The organism is Coleofasciculus sp. FACHB-712, assembly GCF_014695635.1.
Classification (GTDB): Bacteria; Cyanobacteriota; Cyanobacteriia; order Cyanobacteriales; family FACHB-T130; genus FACHB-T130.
In genome coordinates this window covers 1-15,567 of record NZ_JACJOQ010000503.1, presented here as the reverse complement: position 1 = coordinate 15,567, position 15,567 = coordinate 1, and the positions used below count along the sequence as shown (strand labels likewise).

General features: G+C 47.0%; 12 protein-coding genes and 2 pseudogenes. 9 read left to right on the top strand and 5 right to left on the bottom strand.

Annotation, left to right across the window (positions count from 1 at the left end; all coding sequences use genetic code 11):
* Positions 1-160 precede the first annotated feature (160 nt).
* The 3 genes from H6F50_RS16755 to H6F50_RS16745 all read left to right on the top strand — a co-directional run bounded on the left by H6F50_RS16755 (position 161) and on the right by H6F50_RS16745 (position 4,054).
* Positions 161-1,225 carry a BMP family protein gene (locus H6F50_RS16755; RefSeq protein WP_190429575.1) on the top strand — a complete coding sequence of 355 codons (1,065 nt, stop codon included), beginning with the start codon at positions 161-163 and terminating at the stop codon, positions 1,223-1,225.
* Between the two features lie 89 nt (positions 1,226-1,314).
* Positions 1,315-2,844, top strand: coding sequence for an ABC transporter ATP-binding protein (locus H6F50_RS16750; RefSeq protein ID WP_190429574.1), 1,530 nt, complete (start codon positions 1,315-1,317; stop codon positions 2,842-2,844).
* Between the two features lie 169 nt (positions 2,845-3,013).
* Positions 3,014-4,054 carry an ABC transporter permease gene (locus tag H6F50_RS16745; RefSeq protein ID WP_190429573.1) on the top strand — a complete coding sequence of 347 codons (1,041 nt, stop codon included), beginning with the start codon at positions 3,014-3,016 and terminating at the stop codon, positions 4,052-4,054.
* A 7-nt stretch (positions 4,055-4,061) separates the two neighbouring features.
* Here the strand turns inward: H6F50_RS16745 and H6F50_RS16740 are convergent, their stop codons facing one another.
* The gene (locus H6F50_RS16740) at positions 4,062-5,258 is read right to left on the bottom strand and encodes a histidine kinase (RefSeq protein ID WP_190412155.1); all 1,197 of its coding nucleotides are present in this window, start codon (positions 5,256-5,258) and stop codon (positions 4,062-4,064) included.
* Positions 5,259-5,372: 114 nt separating this feature from the next.
* Between H6F50_RS16740 and H6F50_RS16735 the strand changes: the two genes are divergently transcribed.
* Together H6F50_RS16735 and H6F50_RS16730 are read left to right on the top strand one after the other, a co-directional pair.
* On the top strand, positions 5,373-7,085 hold the full coding sequence (locus tag H6F50_RS16735) for a DUF2079 domain-containing protein (protein WP_190429572.1): 1,713 nt from the start codon (positions 5,373-5,375) through the stop codon (positions 7,083-7,085).
* A 576-nt stretch (positions 7,086-7,661) separates the two neighbouring features.
* A complete protein-coding gene (locus H6F50_RS16730) occupies positions 7,662-8,852 on the top strand; it encodes a glycosyltransferase family 4 protein (RefSeq protein WP_190412157.1) in 1,191 nt (396 codons plus the stop codon).
* Between the two features lie 95 nt (positions 8,853-8,947).
* On the opposite strand, the pseudogene H6F50_RS28005 reads toward H6F50_RS16730, so the two are convergent.
* From H6F50_RS28005 to H6F50_RS16720, 3 genes and pseudogenes are all read right to left on the bottom strand, one after another.
* Positions 8,948-9,146: pseudogene (locus H6F50_RS28005) on the bottom strand (serine/threonine protein phosphatase); the annotation flags it as partial.
* 82 nt (positions 9,147-9,228) lie between these two features.
* Entirely contained in the window at positions 9,229-11,931 is a 2,703-nt protein-coding gene (locus H6F50_RS16725; protein WP_190429571.1) for a TIGR03960 family B12-binding radical SAM protein, read from the bottom strand.
* Positions 11,932-12,047: 116 nt separating this feature from the next.
* The gene (locus tag H6F50_RS16720) at positions 12,048-12,386 is read right to left on the bottom strand and encodes an STAS domain-containing protein (RefSeq protein WP_190429570.1); all 339 of its coding nucleotides are present in this window, start codon (positions 12,384-12,386) and stop codon (positions 12,048-12,050) included.
* 538 nt (positions 12,387-12,924) lie between these two features.
* On the opposite strand from H6F50_RS16720, the gene H6F50_RS16715 reads away from it, so the two are divergent.
* Positions 12,925-13,119, top strand: a complete 195-nt coding sequence (locus H6F50_RS16715) for a hypothetical protein (RefSeq protein ID WP_190412161.1) — start codon at positions 12,925-12,927, stop codon at positions 13,117-13,119.
* 156 nt (positions 13,120-13,275) lie between these two features.
* Positions 13,276-14,029 (top strand): annotated as a pseudogene (locus H6F50_RS16710) (aminotransferase class I/II-fold pyridoxal phosphate-dependent enzyme).
* On the opposite strand, the gene H6F50_RS16705 reads toward H6F50_RS16710, so the two are convergent.
* Complete coding sequence (locus H6F50_RS16705) at positions 14,017-14,400, bottom strand: hypothetical protein (protein ID WP_190429576.1); 384 nt, start codon at positions 14,398-14,400, stop codon at positions 14,017-14,019. The pseudogene H6F50_RS16710 and the gene H6F50_RS16705 overlap by 13 nt on opposite strands.
* A gap of 467 nt (positions 14,401-14,867) precedes the next feature.
* Between H6F50_RS16705 and H6F50_RS16700 the strand changes: the two genes are divergently transcribed.
* Positions 14,868-15,296, top strand: coding sequence for a DUF29 family protein (locus H6F50_RS16700; RefSeq protein ID WP_190429569.1), 429 nt, complete (start codon positions 14,868-14,870; stop codon positions 15,294-15,296).
* A gap of 98 nt (positions 15,297-15,394) precedes the next feature.
* A partial coding sequence (locus tag H6F50_RS28000) for an IS1 family transposase (protein WP_190429568.1) occupies positions 15,395-15,567 on the top strand: 173 nt, incomplete at its 3' end.

Here is a 15,567-nt window from a genome sequence, read left to right as displayed (position 1 = left end):
AACGATTAGAATTTGCTGACAAATTTTGTCGCTTCTTCAGTTTATTCAGTTTGATGTTACTTTGTTTTCAGCCAACAGTTGGAAAAATAGACTGGCGTTAGCATAGCGATCGCATCCCGGAATCGCGCAAAATTAAGACTATCTATCTGAGGGCGATCGCATGATGGAATATAGTCGGCGCAAATTTCTCCTGTACGGTTCAGCTACCTTGGGTACCAGTCTGTTGCTGAAGGCTTGCAATGGCAGTCCTACCCCAACAGAAACAGCAGCTAGCGGGGATACTTCTGCTAAAACGGGTAAGGATTTAAAAGTTGCCATCGTTTTGCCAGGGATTATCACAGATAAAGCTTGGAACCAGGCTGGCTATGAAGGCGTGACAACTGCTAAAGAACAGCTAGGAGTTGAAATTGCTCACGTTGAGAAGGTGGAACAAGCGGATCAGGCAGAAGCTTTGTCAGATTTTGCGCGTCGTGGCTACAACTTAGTGTATGCCCACGGGGGACAATTTGATGCGGCGATTGAGCAGGTAGCAGCGCAATTTCCGAAGACGTTTTTTGTCGGTGTCAATGGTACGGTGAAAGGCGATAACATGGCGTCTTTGCGAATCGATCATTTGCAAACCAGTTATCTATGCGGCATCATGGGTGCCTTGATGACAAAATCAAATAAAATGGCTTATCTAGCGGCTCAATCTTTTCAAGCAACTGATGAAGAATTGCGGGGATTAGAGTTAGGTGCAAAATCTGTTAAGCCAGATATTAAAATCGCTGCAAGTTACACAGGCGATTGGAATGATGCGGCTAAGGCGAAGGAAGCGACGCAAGCGTTGATTTCTTCAGGCGTTGATGTGATTTATCAGTGGCTGGATAATGCTTCTCCTGCGGTGCTGCAAACCGCCGCGGAGAAGGGAGTTTTTGCTTTCGGCAATACCACAGATCAGCTGGATGTTGCGCCAAAGGCAGTATTAACCAGTGCGGTGAAGCGAATTGACTTAGCGATCGCATACTTAGCCGATCTTGCTTTGAAGGGCAATCTGAAAGGTGAAATTTATAAAATTGGTTTGGAAAATCCTGAGATTCTCTATCTTGGTAAATTCGGGGCAATGGTGCCAAAAAATGTAGAAGAAAAAGCACTTAATACGAAGCAGGCAATATTAGCTAAAAAAGTTACATTTGAGTCGTGTAAAGAGGGAGGAAAAGATACTCGGTGTGTGAAGCAAGCTTAATTCAGTTGATATCTCTTCGCCTATCACCCGCCGGGGAATTAATTCCCCGGCGGTATATTGGCTAAGCCAATTACCAAGAAATATTAAAAATGACCTATTTACGTCTTGAAGGTATTACCAAACGGTTTGGCACCTTTATCGCTAATAACAACATAAACTTGAGCGTTAGTTGCGGATCAATTTATGCTCTGCTAGGCGAGAACGGAGCTGGTAAAACTACTTTAATGAATATCCTTTGCGGACTTTATCAGCCAGATTCCGGTCAAATATACTTGCAAGATAATCCAATACAAATTGCTTCAGCAAGTGACGCGATCGCGCATGGAATTGGCATGATTCACCAGCACTTTATGTTGGTGCCGCAATTGTCAGTAACCGAAAATATTATTCTTGGAACCAGCTTCGATTTGCGGCTAAATATAAAAGAGAAAGCGCAGGCGATCGCGCAACTCGCTCAGTCTTATAGTTTAGATGTAAATCCATTCGCAAAAGTGGGGGATTTACCTGTAGGAGTTCAGCAACGGGTAGAGATTCTCAAAGCACTTTACCGCAACGCCAAGTTGCTGATATTAGATGAACCAACAGCGGTGCTGACGCCGCCAGAAGTAAAGATATTAGCGGCTATCTTGCGCCAACTTGCTAAAGAGGGACATACGATTATTTTTATCAGTCACAAGCTAGAAGAGGTGATGAATCTTTGCGATACTGTCACCGTATTACGCCGAGGTGCAGTGGTGACGACAACTAAAACCGCAGATACAAACACTCAAGAATTAGCACGGTTGATGGTAGGGAGAGAAATCTTATTTCAACTGTATAAATCTGTTCCTTTCTATGGTGAAGTAGTGTTAGAAGTGCAGAAGTTACAGGTGCAGGATGAGCGGAATTTGCTGGTTGTAAAAGATATATCTTTTGAACTCCACGCAGGCGAAATACTAGGAGTTGCGGGTGTTGATGGCAATGGACAGCGAGAGTTAGCAGAAGCGATTGCAGGTTTGCGTGCGATTACTTCGGGTAGAATAATGAACCGTAAAGACATTCTAGCGAAGCGGGTGGAAACCCAGATTGCAAGGGAAAGAAGGGGAGAAAGAATTACAGCTTATATTCCGGAGGATAGGCAGAAAATGGGTTTAGTGATGGGATTTAGTATTGCCAGAAATCTCATTCTCAAAGTTTTTAAATTTCTGCCATTTTGCCGCCGTTGGTTCCTTCAGTATGAGGTAATTAATCATCATGCGGTTGAGGCAATGCAAAACTTTGATATTCGCGCTGAAAATCCATCGATTAAAGTTAGCCAATTGTCCGGCGGCAATCAACAAAAAGTGGTGTTAGCACGAGAACTTTCTGGCAACCCAGCTTTAATTGTGGCAATGCAACCGACACGCGGTTTAGATGTCGGTGCGACTGAATACGTGCAGCAACGCTTATTAGCTGAACGAGAACGAGGTGCGGCAATTTTGTATATTTCGACAGAATTAGAAGAGATTATGGCAATGAGCGATCGCATTGCCGTCATGTATGAAGGACAATTCGTGGATATCTTAGATGCTGCCACTGCCACAGTGGAACAAATCGGTTATTTGATGACTGGTGGCATCTCGGCGGGTGTTGAAGGGTAGCGATCGCTGCTAAGTTCAACTGTTGCCTGACGGCTGAAATCGTAGCTACACAAATAAAGACCTCCTGCGCGATCTAAAATACAAAAATTATTCTCAGCCTGCGTAGGCAGGCTTAGTTTGTATAGCCCCAGACTTCAGTCTGTGGGAGTCTTAGCGAAGTCCCACAGTTATGACAACAAATCGGATTCAACCTGTACTGCTGCCAATATTATCGCCGCTTGTTGCGATCGCATCCGCCCTCCTCGTCGGTGCTGTTCTTATCTTGCTGGCAAAGGCGAATCCCATCACCGCCTACGGCATTCTCTTTAAAGAATCTCTCGCAGACTACTACGGCTTTGCCAATACAATCGCCAAAACCGCACCCTTATTATTAGCGAGTTTGGGGGTGCTGGTGCCTTTGAAGGCGGGTTTGTTCAATATTGGCGCTGAAGGGCAAATTTACATGGGGGGACTCGGTAGCGCCTTGGTGGGGCTATCTCTGCAAGGATTACCCGCATTAATTCACGTACCGCTGGCGCTGTTGGGGGGATTTTTATTAGGGGGAATTTGGGGATTCATTCCGGGTTATCTGAAAGCAGTGCGCGGTGTAAATGAAGTGATTACCACGCTGCTACTCAATTATGTGGCGCTGAACTTTGTCGGATATCTGGTGAATAATCCCTTGAAGGCACCAGGTGCGCCGAGTGCCTTTTCTCCTTTAATCGAAGAATCCGCCCGATTACCCATCATTCTGCCCCAAACACAAGCTCATGCGGGGATTTTCATCGGATTAATCGCAACAGGAATATTGTGGGTATTGCTGACGCGATCGCCTTTAGGATACCAAATCGAAGCCGTCGGACAAAATCCCACAGCCGCTCGTTACGCGGGGATGTCGGTAGAACGCACTATCATCGCTGTAATGGCATTCGCTGGAGGATTCGCAGGATTAGCGGGTGCGGGTGAAGTCATGGGGCTGAAATATCGACTATTCGACCGTTTTTCACCGGGGTATGGATTTGATGCGATCGCGATCGCACTCCTGAGTCGTGGTAATCTCGCCGGTATCGTCCTCACTTCCGTATTCTTCGGTATCCTCCGCAGCGGCGCAAACGTCATGCAACGCAGCGCCAACGTCCCAGTCACCGTCGTTTACGCCATCCAGGGTTTAACCGTTTTGTTCATTGCGATTAGTTTTGCAGTTGAACGTCAAATTAAGCTAAAGAGTTAATTTTTAATTATCTGTAAACTGGTAGCGTGAAGTGAAAAATACTGCCCTTATCGAGATTTGAGTCTACCCAAATCTGCCCATAATGCGCCCGAATAATCCGCTGGCATAAGCCAAGACCAATCCCATACCCGTCTCTTTCTTGGTCTCGCTCTAGGCGATAGCGATCTTCAAAGATGCGCTCTTGATTCTCCGCAGGGATACCAAAACCCGTGTCGCCAACGCTCACCTGAATTTTCTGAGTCGTGCGGTGCAGCATTGCAACTTGAATCTTGCCACCTTCCGGCGTGTACTTAATCGCGTTATCCAGAAGGTTGACTATCACTTGGCGCACCCGTTCTTCATCCGCATAGACATAGGGCAAATCCTGGGGAATATCGGTTTCCAAAGATTGAGATTTCCCCTGACACCGAGCTTTCAGTGAATTAATGACCTCATGACAAAGCGCCCCCAAGTCCAACTTATGCGGTTGAATATGCAATTGGGCACTCGTACCCCTGGCGGCTTGCAGAATATCTGCGATCATCCGATCCATCACGCGGATTTGGGTACGAGCCTGCTTGCTTAACTGCTCGGTCAGTGCTGGTGTTAGCTTGGCGTGTCTGTTGCTATTGTTTGAATTTAAGCTTAATTCCAAGGTTTCCATTGCTAGAGAGGCGGCTGTGAGGGGACTCCGCAGGTCGTGAGCTAACATAGCGAGTACCCGGTCTTTGAACTGTAGCTGCTCTAGCAGTTCTTCTTTTTCTTTCTTGAGGCGAAAAATTTCGTCAGACAGTTGAATCAGTTCTGCGGAATGAGCAACAGACCGAATCGCTGAGGTTTCTGCGGTGGTCGGTGAATCTGTCTCCCGGTCCTGTGCTAAAGTCTCCTGATATTCTTCGGCACACAGCTGCCAGCGAGGCCAACAATTCTTCAATTGAGCGATCAAATTACTCCCAGCTAGCGTCTGTCGGGGTTCCGGATGAATCTTGATCAAAGCTGGGGTTGCCACCAGTTTAAAGTGTTCGGCTAAATACGGCTGCTCTCCGACCTCGACCATCTGAAGTTCAAAAGGAACCTCGGTCTTTAAGCTCTCCAGATACGTTTGGATTTGCTGGATCTGTTTACGCGAACTCGGACGCTCATCGACAAACAGCAGTAGCTGTAGCGATGCTTCAGAATGGGTAGGTTTTTCAAGAGCTGCCTTTATGTAATCTGGTTTCAGCACTGGGAACCAACCGATGACACTTTAATTCTTAGGGGTATTGACTGAGAGTGGACGAGAAGCGAAGATCCGCTTTCAATTTAATATCTATTTAACATTTATAAACGATTGTGAGTGATGTTGTTGAAATTACACAAGCAGCCAGCGTTACGGATGGTGATGGGTGCAGCGATCGCATTTTTTTTGTTTGCTCTCTTTTTGACCCTGCATCGGCACTTCACCTTTTATTCCTCCTACGATCAAGGCATCTTTAACCAAGTCTTCTGGAACGGCATTCACGGTCGCTTCTTTCAGAGTTCTCTTTCTTCGCAGCTTTCTACCAACGTCGTCCACAATGGCGAAGTCCCAGAAGTTTTTTATCATCGCTTAGGGCAACACTTCACCCCAGCCCTTTTGCTGTGGCTACCCTTGTATGCCCTGTTTCCGTCACCCGCAACGCTCACTGTTTTGCAAGTTACGCTCGTAACCGCTGCCGGTTTGGTTCTATACGTCCTCGCTCGACAGCATCTGGAACCGGGGATTTCTGCCCTAATTACTATCAGCTTTTACGGCGCTAACGCCGTTCTTGGCCCTACCTTAGCTAATTTCCACGATATTTGCCAAATTCCCCTCTTTACCTTTGGATTGCTCCTGGCAATGGAAAAGCGCTGGTGGTGGCTATTTTGGGTGCTGGCGGTTTTGATTTTGGCGGTTCGGGAAGATTCGGGCGTGAGCCTGTTTAGTATCGGGTTTTACATGATCCTGAGCAAACGCTATCCCAAGGCGGGTCTTGCCGTCTGTACTCTCAGCTTTGCTTACATGATTGTCCTCACCAATCTGATCATGCCGCTGTTCTCCGAGGATATTTCTCAGCGGTTTATGATGGAGCGGTTTGGGCAATATGCGGATGGCGAAGAAGCTTCTACCCTGGAAATTATCTGGGGAATGGTAAGTAACCCTTGGCGGCTTATCGTCGAGCTGTTTTCACCCTTCTTTGGCACGATTAAGTATTTATTAGGTCAATGGTTGCCCTTGGCTTTTGTGCCAGCAATTTCTCCTGCTTCTTGGATGGTAGCGGGATTTCCCCTCTTGAAACTTTTATTAGGGAAGGGACAGTCGGTTCTCGCCATTAATATTCGCTATGCGATGACAATCGTGCCGGGGCTATTTTACGGGGCGATTCTCTGGTGGGCAGGGCAAAGCGACTTTAGAATTTGGATAAGAGATTTTAAAGGGGGGCGAAAAGCTCAGACATCAGAGAGGGATGAGGCTGAGAGGGATGAGGCTGAGGTTGCAGATAATTATCCCAAATCGGTTTCGCCGTCGTTTCGGCGTTTTTGGATCGTCTGTCTCTGCCTTTCAATATTTTTTACGTTCACTTCAAACCCTAATCGGACTTTTTACTTCCTGATCCCAGAGTCGATTCAGCCTTTGGTTTATATTCCCGTGACGCGGCAGTGGGAACACGTCAGCCAAGTTCGCCCTTTATTGGCTCAGATTCCGCCTGACGCTAGTGTAGCGACTACCACCTATCTTGTACCCCATCTTTCGGGTCGCCGCGAAATCATCCGCTTTCCTTCTTTGCAACTCCGCAATGATGCTGGTGAAGTGGTCAATGTAGATTACATTATTGCTGATTTGTGGCAAGCACAGCAGTATCAAGCTGCTTTCAACGAAGAACGGGGATTATTGCAACAGAGTGTTCCCGCGATCGATCGGCTATCTGGTAGTGGGGAGTATGGCATCATTGACTTCAAAGATGGCGTTATCTTAATGCAAAAAGGAGTTGTCTCGAACGAGCAAGCGATCGCGGCTTGGCAGGCATTTCGCCAACAGATTTCTCTAACTTAAATTCGTCTTTTGTCCCATCTAGCGGCAGACTATGCGATCGTACGTACCGAGCAATTCCATATCAACCCGGCAACATCCGCATTCCCACGGAAGTCAGAGATGTTCCCAAATGGCAATATAGATGGCAAATAATGCCTTCTTTTTCACTATTAAACCAATGGGTAAGAGCATCGTTCTGGGGTGCTTAATTAATCTGAGAATTATTGTGGAAAAACCGGATAGGCAATTGAAGTGTCTTTTAGAGTTTATTTAGGGACAAACTTTGTTATTGAAATGCCTATTCGCAGTACATCAAGAGCTAGCGGTAGCCTGAAAGCGATTGAGGTATAGAGCCAGAAAAGGAATAAATTCTTGGCTTCACATTTCATAATTTATTCTTTTCTTACTTCTTATTGTATTAACTGTTTATCCCTCAAATAAAAGCAACAATAGAAATAGATTGAGTGTTTATCTTTGCTCAGGGTTAAAAGATTATTTAAATCTATCACACCCTCATTGTCCCAACTAGGAGACTATAATTTTTAGAACTATGTCGATCTGTAGCGATTTGTAACTGAATTGAGGGGATTGGGGGAAATGAAGATTCTAGTCCTGACTTGGGAATTTCCGCCGCGCATTGTCGGAGGAATTGCCCGCCATGTAGGGGAGTTATATCCAGAACTGATTAAACTAGGGCATGAAGTCCACTTGCTAACAGTAGAGTTTGGTCACGCGCCGCTGTACGAGGTGGTAGATGGCGTCCACGTGCATCGGGTGCCAGTGGGCTACGGTTATGATTTCTTTCACTGGGTCGTGAATTTGAACCAGAGCATGGGGATTCACGGCGGGAAGCTGATGATGGAAGATGGCCCGTTCGATTTGATCCATGCCCACGATTGGTTGGTGGGAGATGCCGCGATCGCTCTCAAGCACAATTTTAAAGTGCCGCTGATTACTACGATTCACGCCACAGAATTTGGTCGTTACAACGGCATCTACAACGACGACCACCGCTACATTAGCGGCAAAGAAAAACTTCTCGCCTATAACTCTTGGCGGATTATTGTTTGTACCAACTATATGCGCCAAGAAGGAGAACGAGCGCTAGAAACTCCTTGGGATAAAATGGATGTCATATACAACGGCATCCGACCGGAAAAAAAACCACGCTGGCACGAGTTTGATGCGTTGAACTTCCGTCGTCAGTTTGCCGACGATCGGGAGAAAATTGTTTACTATGTGGGTCGAATGTCCCACGAAAAGGGCGTTTCCGTGTTGTTGAATGCTGCCCCGAAAGTCCTTTGGGAAATGGGGGGTAATGTCAAATTTGTGATTATTGGCGGCGGCAATACTGACCCCTTGAAGCAGCAAGCTTGGAATTTAGGCATTTGGGACGACTGCTATTTCACCGGCTTTATGTCAGATGCCGACCTAGATAAATTCCAAACCGTTGCTGACTGCGCCGTATTTCCCAGCCTCTACGAACCTTTTGGCATTGTTGCCCTAGAAAGCTTTGCCGCCCGCGTGCCCGTTGTGGTATCGGACACGGGGGGTTTACCGGAAGTCGTGCAACACACGAAGACTGGGGTTGTTACCCAGACGAACAACTGGGATTCTCTCGCCTGGGGCATTTTAGAAGTGCTAAAAAATCCAGGTTACGCCCAGTGGCTAGTTGACAACGCTTATGAAGATTTAGAGCGTCGGTTCAGCTGGTCGAAGATAGCGAAACAAACTGAAGCAGTTTATCAAAGAGTAGTGCAAGAGCGATCGCACACTCACTGGGCTTAATCATCATTGGACTTAATCAAAAGCTGAAGGTTTGTTCTTCGTTCCCAAACTTAGCCAGAGAACCAGAATTTGGATACTCTGGATCGCAACTATCGCTAAAATTCAACAATTCCAGCTATCCGAAGCTGACCGGCTTGATTTGCCTGCCAGACTTTACCGCTGGTTCCATCCAGGCAAATCAGCCAACCTTCATCGTAAACTCAGGTATCGATACAGACAGATGGCGTAACCGAGATTGACTGGCACGCCACCTCTTTGGCTGGTGTGTCCGCCAGCAACCATCGTTTTGCCAGACGTTCCCAAGAACAACATAAACTCAGGTTGTTCGGATAGCGGTAGGGGAATGTCGCCAATGGCAGGAATCCCGATTCGGCAATCAATCCTTCAGAAGCAGCTGACGTCGGTGAGCGTGCAACAGCTGAAACTCCCGCCCCGTCACTTGCTCCAACATCAAGACGATATGCTCTGGTCTTAGTACAGTTCCATCATTTTGACAACTGCCCAAATAACGCAGAACAACGCCTTCTGCCGCTTTTTCTTGGCAGACTAATGGGATATTGCCCTTCGCTTCGCTGGCGCGTCTTTGAGGCTCATTGACCTCCAATTCAAACAAGCGATCGCGCAGATTGATCTGTTTCTTCTTCCCAGACTTCGTCGTTTGCTCAATTAAAATGCTCTCACTGGCTTTAATCGCCTCTACCCAGCTTTCCCACTCCTCTGGTGACGCCGACTCAACCGCTGCCACCGCAATCAAATACTCAGCTTTTTCCAACAACTGAGTCGCGGAAGGAGCCTTCAAATCAACATCTGCCACCCGATAAACCGGGATATCAGACGGCAACTGGGCAGCTAACTTCTCCTGGAATGTCGCCACATCCATCGCCTGGGTTAGCTCAAAGTCCACAATTTCACCTTCACTGGTTGATCCCAATGACAGCGCACTGGCTGGAGAAATGCGGGGACTGGGATGAAACCCGCCCGTAAAAGCAACTGGCAATGCCGCCCGACGCACAGCACGGTCAAACAGGCGAACCAAATCTAAATGGCTCACCAGCGCCATATCGCCCAGCTTACCCAACCAAACCCGCAACCGCTGCACCCTATCTGTATTCGGCGTGAAGTGTCCGGCAAATTCTGGTATCGGCAGCGGCTTGATAACAATATTGTGCCCAAAGTCAGATCCGCAAATGCCACAGTGAGAACAGCCTTCAAACGAGCAATCCGGCACTATCGCAGCTTCTAAAGCCCGTTTCAGGTCAGCGATTAGCCAGTTCTTATCAATTCCCGTATCGATATGATCCCAAGGCAACGGCGCATCGAATTGGGGATTGGGAATTGGGGATTGGGAATCGTCAATGGGTAGCGGTTGATTCCGATTCTCCATCCAGTTCCATTCGCCATTTTCAACAAGGCGGTATTTCCAGGTTAAGCCAGATTCTGCGATCGCGTCTCCCCAAGCCGCAAAAGCCCGCTCCACACTATCAAACCAGGCATCCATCCCCGCACCCAGTTCCCAAGCACGACGCAGCACTGATGCCAGACGCCTATCGCCCCGTCCAATAAAATCTTCCATCGCCGAAAGTCGCACATCGGTGAAGTTTACCTTCACCCCCCTCATCCCGCGAAACTCGTCGCGGAGAAGTTTCTGCTTCTGTTGAAACTCAGTTGTAGAGACAGAGTGCCACTGGAAAGGCGTGTGAGGCTTCGGCGTAAAGTTAGAAATCGTCAGGTTGAAATGCAGACGCTTTCTGCCTTCAGTCCGACATTCTTGGTGTAGCCAACGGATAGTTTCGGCAATGCCGACCACATCTACATCCGTCTCTCCAGGCAGACCAATCATAAAATACAGCTTAATTTTTTCCCAGCCCTGCTCGTAGGCGGTTTTCACCCCTCGCAGCAATTCTGCGTTCGTCAACCCCTTGTTGATAATGTCCCGCATCCGCTGGGTTCCCGCTTCCGGCGCGAAAGTCAGCCCACTTTGTCGCGTCCCGCCCAGAATATTCGCGATATCTTCATCAAATCGGTCTACCCGTTGACTGGGTAAAGAGAGGGAAATATTTTCATCTTTGAGGCGATTTTTGATTTCCATCCCCACCGCCGGTAGAGATAGATAATCCGAACAACTCAAGGAGAGTAGGGAAAACTCGTTATATCCCGTCGCCCGCATTCCCTTTTCAATTGCCTCTACGACTTCCTGCGGTTCCACATCCCGCGCCGGACGAGTCAGCATTCCAGGCTGGCAGAAGCGACAACCGCGAGTACAGCCGCGCCGCACTTCAATGGTCAGTCGGTCGTGGACTGTCTCTACATAAGGCACTAGCCCGATGGAATAAGCTGGCAAGGGGGCAGCAACTCGCCGTAAAATCCGCTGGGGTACATCCGGGCGATTAGGATGGACTGAGCCATCTTCTGCCATGTCATAGAACTGAGGCACATATACGCCGGGTACTTGTGCCAAATTCAACAATAGTTGTTCTCGACTGAGTTGAGCTTTTTTGGCTTTTTCCACTACCCAGCCAATTTCTGGCAGCACTTCCTCGCCATCTCCCAGAGCCAGGAAATCGAAAAAGTCTGCGTAAGGTTCGGGATTCGAGGTTGCGGTCTGTCCCCCAGCAAAAATCAGGGGATAATTCCAGAGAAATTCTTCACTTTCCCCTGCGTCTGTGCTGGTGAGCCTTTCTCGCCACGTCAGAGGAATCCCGGCCAAATCAAGCATTTCCAGGATATTGGTGGCTCCTAGCTCGTAGCTGAGACTAAAGCCCAAAATGTCAAAATCTGTAAGACTTCGCCGCGATTCCACGGCAAATAGGGGCGTCTGTGTTTCTCGGAGTTTCGCCGCTAAATCTGGGGCTGGTAGATATGCGCGATCGCACAGCTGCCCCAATTGAGCATTCAATATGTTGTAGAGAATAATATGCCCAAGATTCGATGCACCCACTTCATAGATTTCTGGGTAGGTCAGAACCCACCGTACTGCCGCCGCTTCCCAAGGTTTGTGGACGGCTCCTAGCTCGTTTCCCAAATAACGAGCTGGTTTCTGTATCTCTGCTGTAAGTAGTTTCTCGACTGCGATCGCCACTGCAAAACGCTCCCTGCTTCCAGTGCCTCAGATTCAACCCTAGCACCAATTCAGGATTAGCACTCAGCAACAGCGCTCAACCTCTCAGTTTTTCCTTTAGAAGTATTTCCTTGTTCCTATACCCCAATGTTTGCTTCCAAGGCGGCAGGACTTTCTAAAATTTCAAAGACTCCGTCAAGTTGAGCCAGTTCAAAAATCATCCGAATGGAGGGCGACACTGAAGAGAGGCTAAACCGCCGTCCTAGACTGTGTGCTAAACGGTGAGCCGAAACAAACGCCATCAAGCCAGCACTATCGAGGAACTCTACTTGCGCCATATCAACTAGCACAATGGATTGATCGGGTGAAGAAACAGCTGCTGTCAGTTGACCTTGGAACTCAACCGCATTCGATGCATTGATATGACCTTGGGGGCGAATAACTGCAACGTTGGGGCGAACTAGCGTATTTTGCATGACAATATCCTGTTTCAACTCTAAACAAAAATTTGTGTAATAGCTTCGACAATAAACGGTAAATATGATATTGCCTACCCCCTTTTAGGTAATTTGCTAAATCTTCATTAGTTACCTCCTTTTATATAAAGTTTTCAATAAGATTGCCTGAGAACGTGTTCTCTAATACGGACTTTCTAGAAGTTCTATATTAACAAAATTCTTCTATCCATCTTTTACAATCGCTGCATCTAACCAAAGACAGATGTATTCTTTGTATAATCCTATGCGAAGCGCATTTCTGCAAGGCAGGGGCTTAGGTCTTCAAACAGACATCTGCGGCTATTCTTCACACGATTAAAACTCATCAACGATAATATTATTGCTATAAAGCATCAACTCCGAAGCTTCATGGAGTTGTCGGAAATTATTTAAAAAATCAGCGGCAATTGGGGCGAAACTCACAGTGATTTAGATCACTTTACAGTCTAGTTTTAGATCACTGGTTCATCTATATATTCAAACGATAATTTTTAAATGCGGAGTTCTATCGGTTTTTATGAGAACTACATACGCGATTCGTCAACTGGTAGAAAAAGCTCTCTATATTAAGAAATTAACTCCAGATATAGAGAACGAAATAAATTATGAATTGACCAGAATGGGTCACATTTCTGACGTTGATTATGAGGCACTGGAATTACTCATGTCAGAGATGGATGCCGGTCGAATTCAACTGGTACCAAGTGCATGAAAGACATTAAAAATTTAAGGCAGATTTAGTCGATGGCACGAGACAATACTTGTGCCGTTGGAATCTTTGTAAACCAATCTCTCATCCGTTTGACTCACCTGGCGGTCAACTGTCTAATTGTTTGCACTTGCTCTTTTTTTCAGTTGTTAAATCGTCGTGCAGTTTGCCAAACGTTTAGAAAAGACCCCGTCCTACCTATTTGCCAAGATTAATCGCAAGCAGCATGAAACGGTCGCCAAAGGGTGGACATCATCAACAGTGGAGTTGGCGCTCCAGACCGCCCGACGCCAGCACATATTGTCCAGGCGATGCATGAGGCGATTGACGAGCCTTCGACTCTTAACTATCCCCCCGATTGGGAACTAAAGAATACCGCAAAACTGCTGCGGATTGGATGGAACGCCGCTTTGGTGTCGCTGGCTTAAACATAGAATTTCAAAGTTTATCTAAGTCTTACAATATGACCGCCGGGCGGGTTGGTTTTGTTGTGGGGAATCCTAGCAAAATTAAGGGACTGGGACGCGTTAAAACCAATGTAGATTCTGGCATCTTTAAGGCAATTTAACGAGTAGCGATCGCTGCCTATGAAACCTCACAAGAAGAACGCCAAGCGGTGATGTCAGTTTACCAAAACCGTCGTAATATCATCGTCGAAGGATTGCAATCTTTAGGATGGCCTATTGAGCCTCCCAAAGCAACCCTCTCTATTTGGGTACCCGTTCCCAAAGGTTATACCTCAACGGAATTTGTCACCCTGTTACTGGAGAAATGCGGTCCGATCGTGCCCCCTGGAAACGGGTCTGGTGCTGCTGGGGAAGGCTTTTTTCGGATTGCCCTCACCGTGGCAGATGAACGGATGCAGGAAGCGATTCAACGCATCAGAAAAGCTGAAATTCGCTACGAAGCCTGAAAATCACTCTGATTGGCTTGCCAAACTTGGCGGACAAACCAACTGAGTTGCCGATGGGCCTCAGAGGCGTCCGCTGTCGCATCTGGGGCGTCCAGTTGCATTAACAGGGGAATCACCTCGGTATCCAGTGCTGGTCGAAACAGCGTTACAGGCCATACTAAATCGGCACCCTGACGCAAATCGTACAGCGTTGGTAACACGTTGGCATTATCGTCTGGAACGATAGTAAGCATCAAAGGACGCACCCAACATATCTGCCGTGAATCGACAACTTGTATCACGTCAGCGTACAGGCGAGTATTTTCATGGTCTAAACAAACAATCTGACAAGGCTGAAAGTTAGGGGCGGAACCGCTTAAGGCTTGCTTCACAATCAAGAATGGCTAGCGCGAGTTGCTTCTTTATTGTACGAAGTTGGTTGGGTGGTCTCAGAAGCCCCGGCGATTAGAAATCGTGGCTATACAAACGAAACCCGACGAAAGCGGGTTAAGAGGGCGATCGCTTTGACTTTAGTTCGGTTGATTTACCTCTGAAGGTGATGAGAAAGCCGAACCGTTATACAAGCAAGCATTGGAAATGCGGAAACGCCTGGATGGAGAGAAGCATCCTGATGTAGCTAAAACCCTCAACCACCTAGCTTAGCTCTGCGAATTTCAAGAGCGATATGATAAGGCTGACACCTTTTACAACCAATCCTTAGAGATTTTTGAGGGATGCTTAGGGACAGAGCATCCAAGAACTATTAAGGTGAGTGAAAAGCTGGAACGTTGCCACGCCCAAGCAGATGAGCGATCGCTTCAAAATCCCATAGAAACAACTGAGGATTAAATCAGCCGTTATGGAAGAACTATTAGACCTTAAAGAATTGCTACTAAAGGGTGACATCCAAGGATCGTTAGCGATTGTAGAAGAACTCGAAGAAATGAGCCGAAACGATATAGTTAAGACGATTCGTAGTTATGCAGTGATTCTGCTACTGCATCTAATTAAACAGCAAGCTGAAAGTCGCACAACTCGTTCTTGGGAAGTCCCGATTCGCAATTCTGTTCGAGAAATTCAGAGGGAAAATAAGCGTCGTAAAGCAGGAGGTTACTACCTAGCGCCAGAAGAGTTGGTTGAAACCCTAGAAGAAGCCTACTTGAATGCTATTGATGAGGCTTCCCTAGAGGTAGAAGAAGGACGTTATGAGCCAGAAGAATTAGAACAACTCATTAATAAAAAAGAGATTCTAAATCGTGCCTTGGCTTTAATCTTACCGCCAGCGTAAAGTCGTCTGGAAGTCAGAATGATACTAAAAATTTTGGTAGTCATGAATAGTAATGGTAGGCTGGTACTCAAGAGACATCAACCATTACAAACGGCGCAATGAACTGTCCCAAGTGCCAATTAGCTCAAATCATCAAATACGGACGTACCCATTACGGTAAACCGCGATTCCGTTGCCAGGAGTGTGGGCGACAGTTCGTCGAGAATGCAACCCGACAACCGATTGATGAGGCAACTCGTCAATTGATTGATAAGTTGTTGCTCGAACGCCT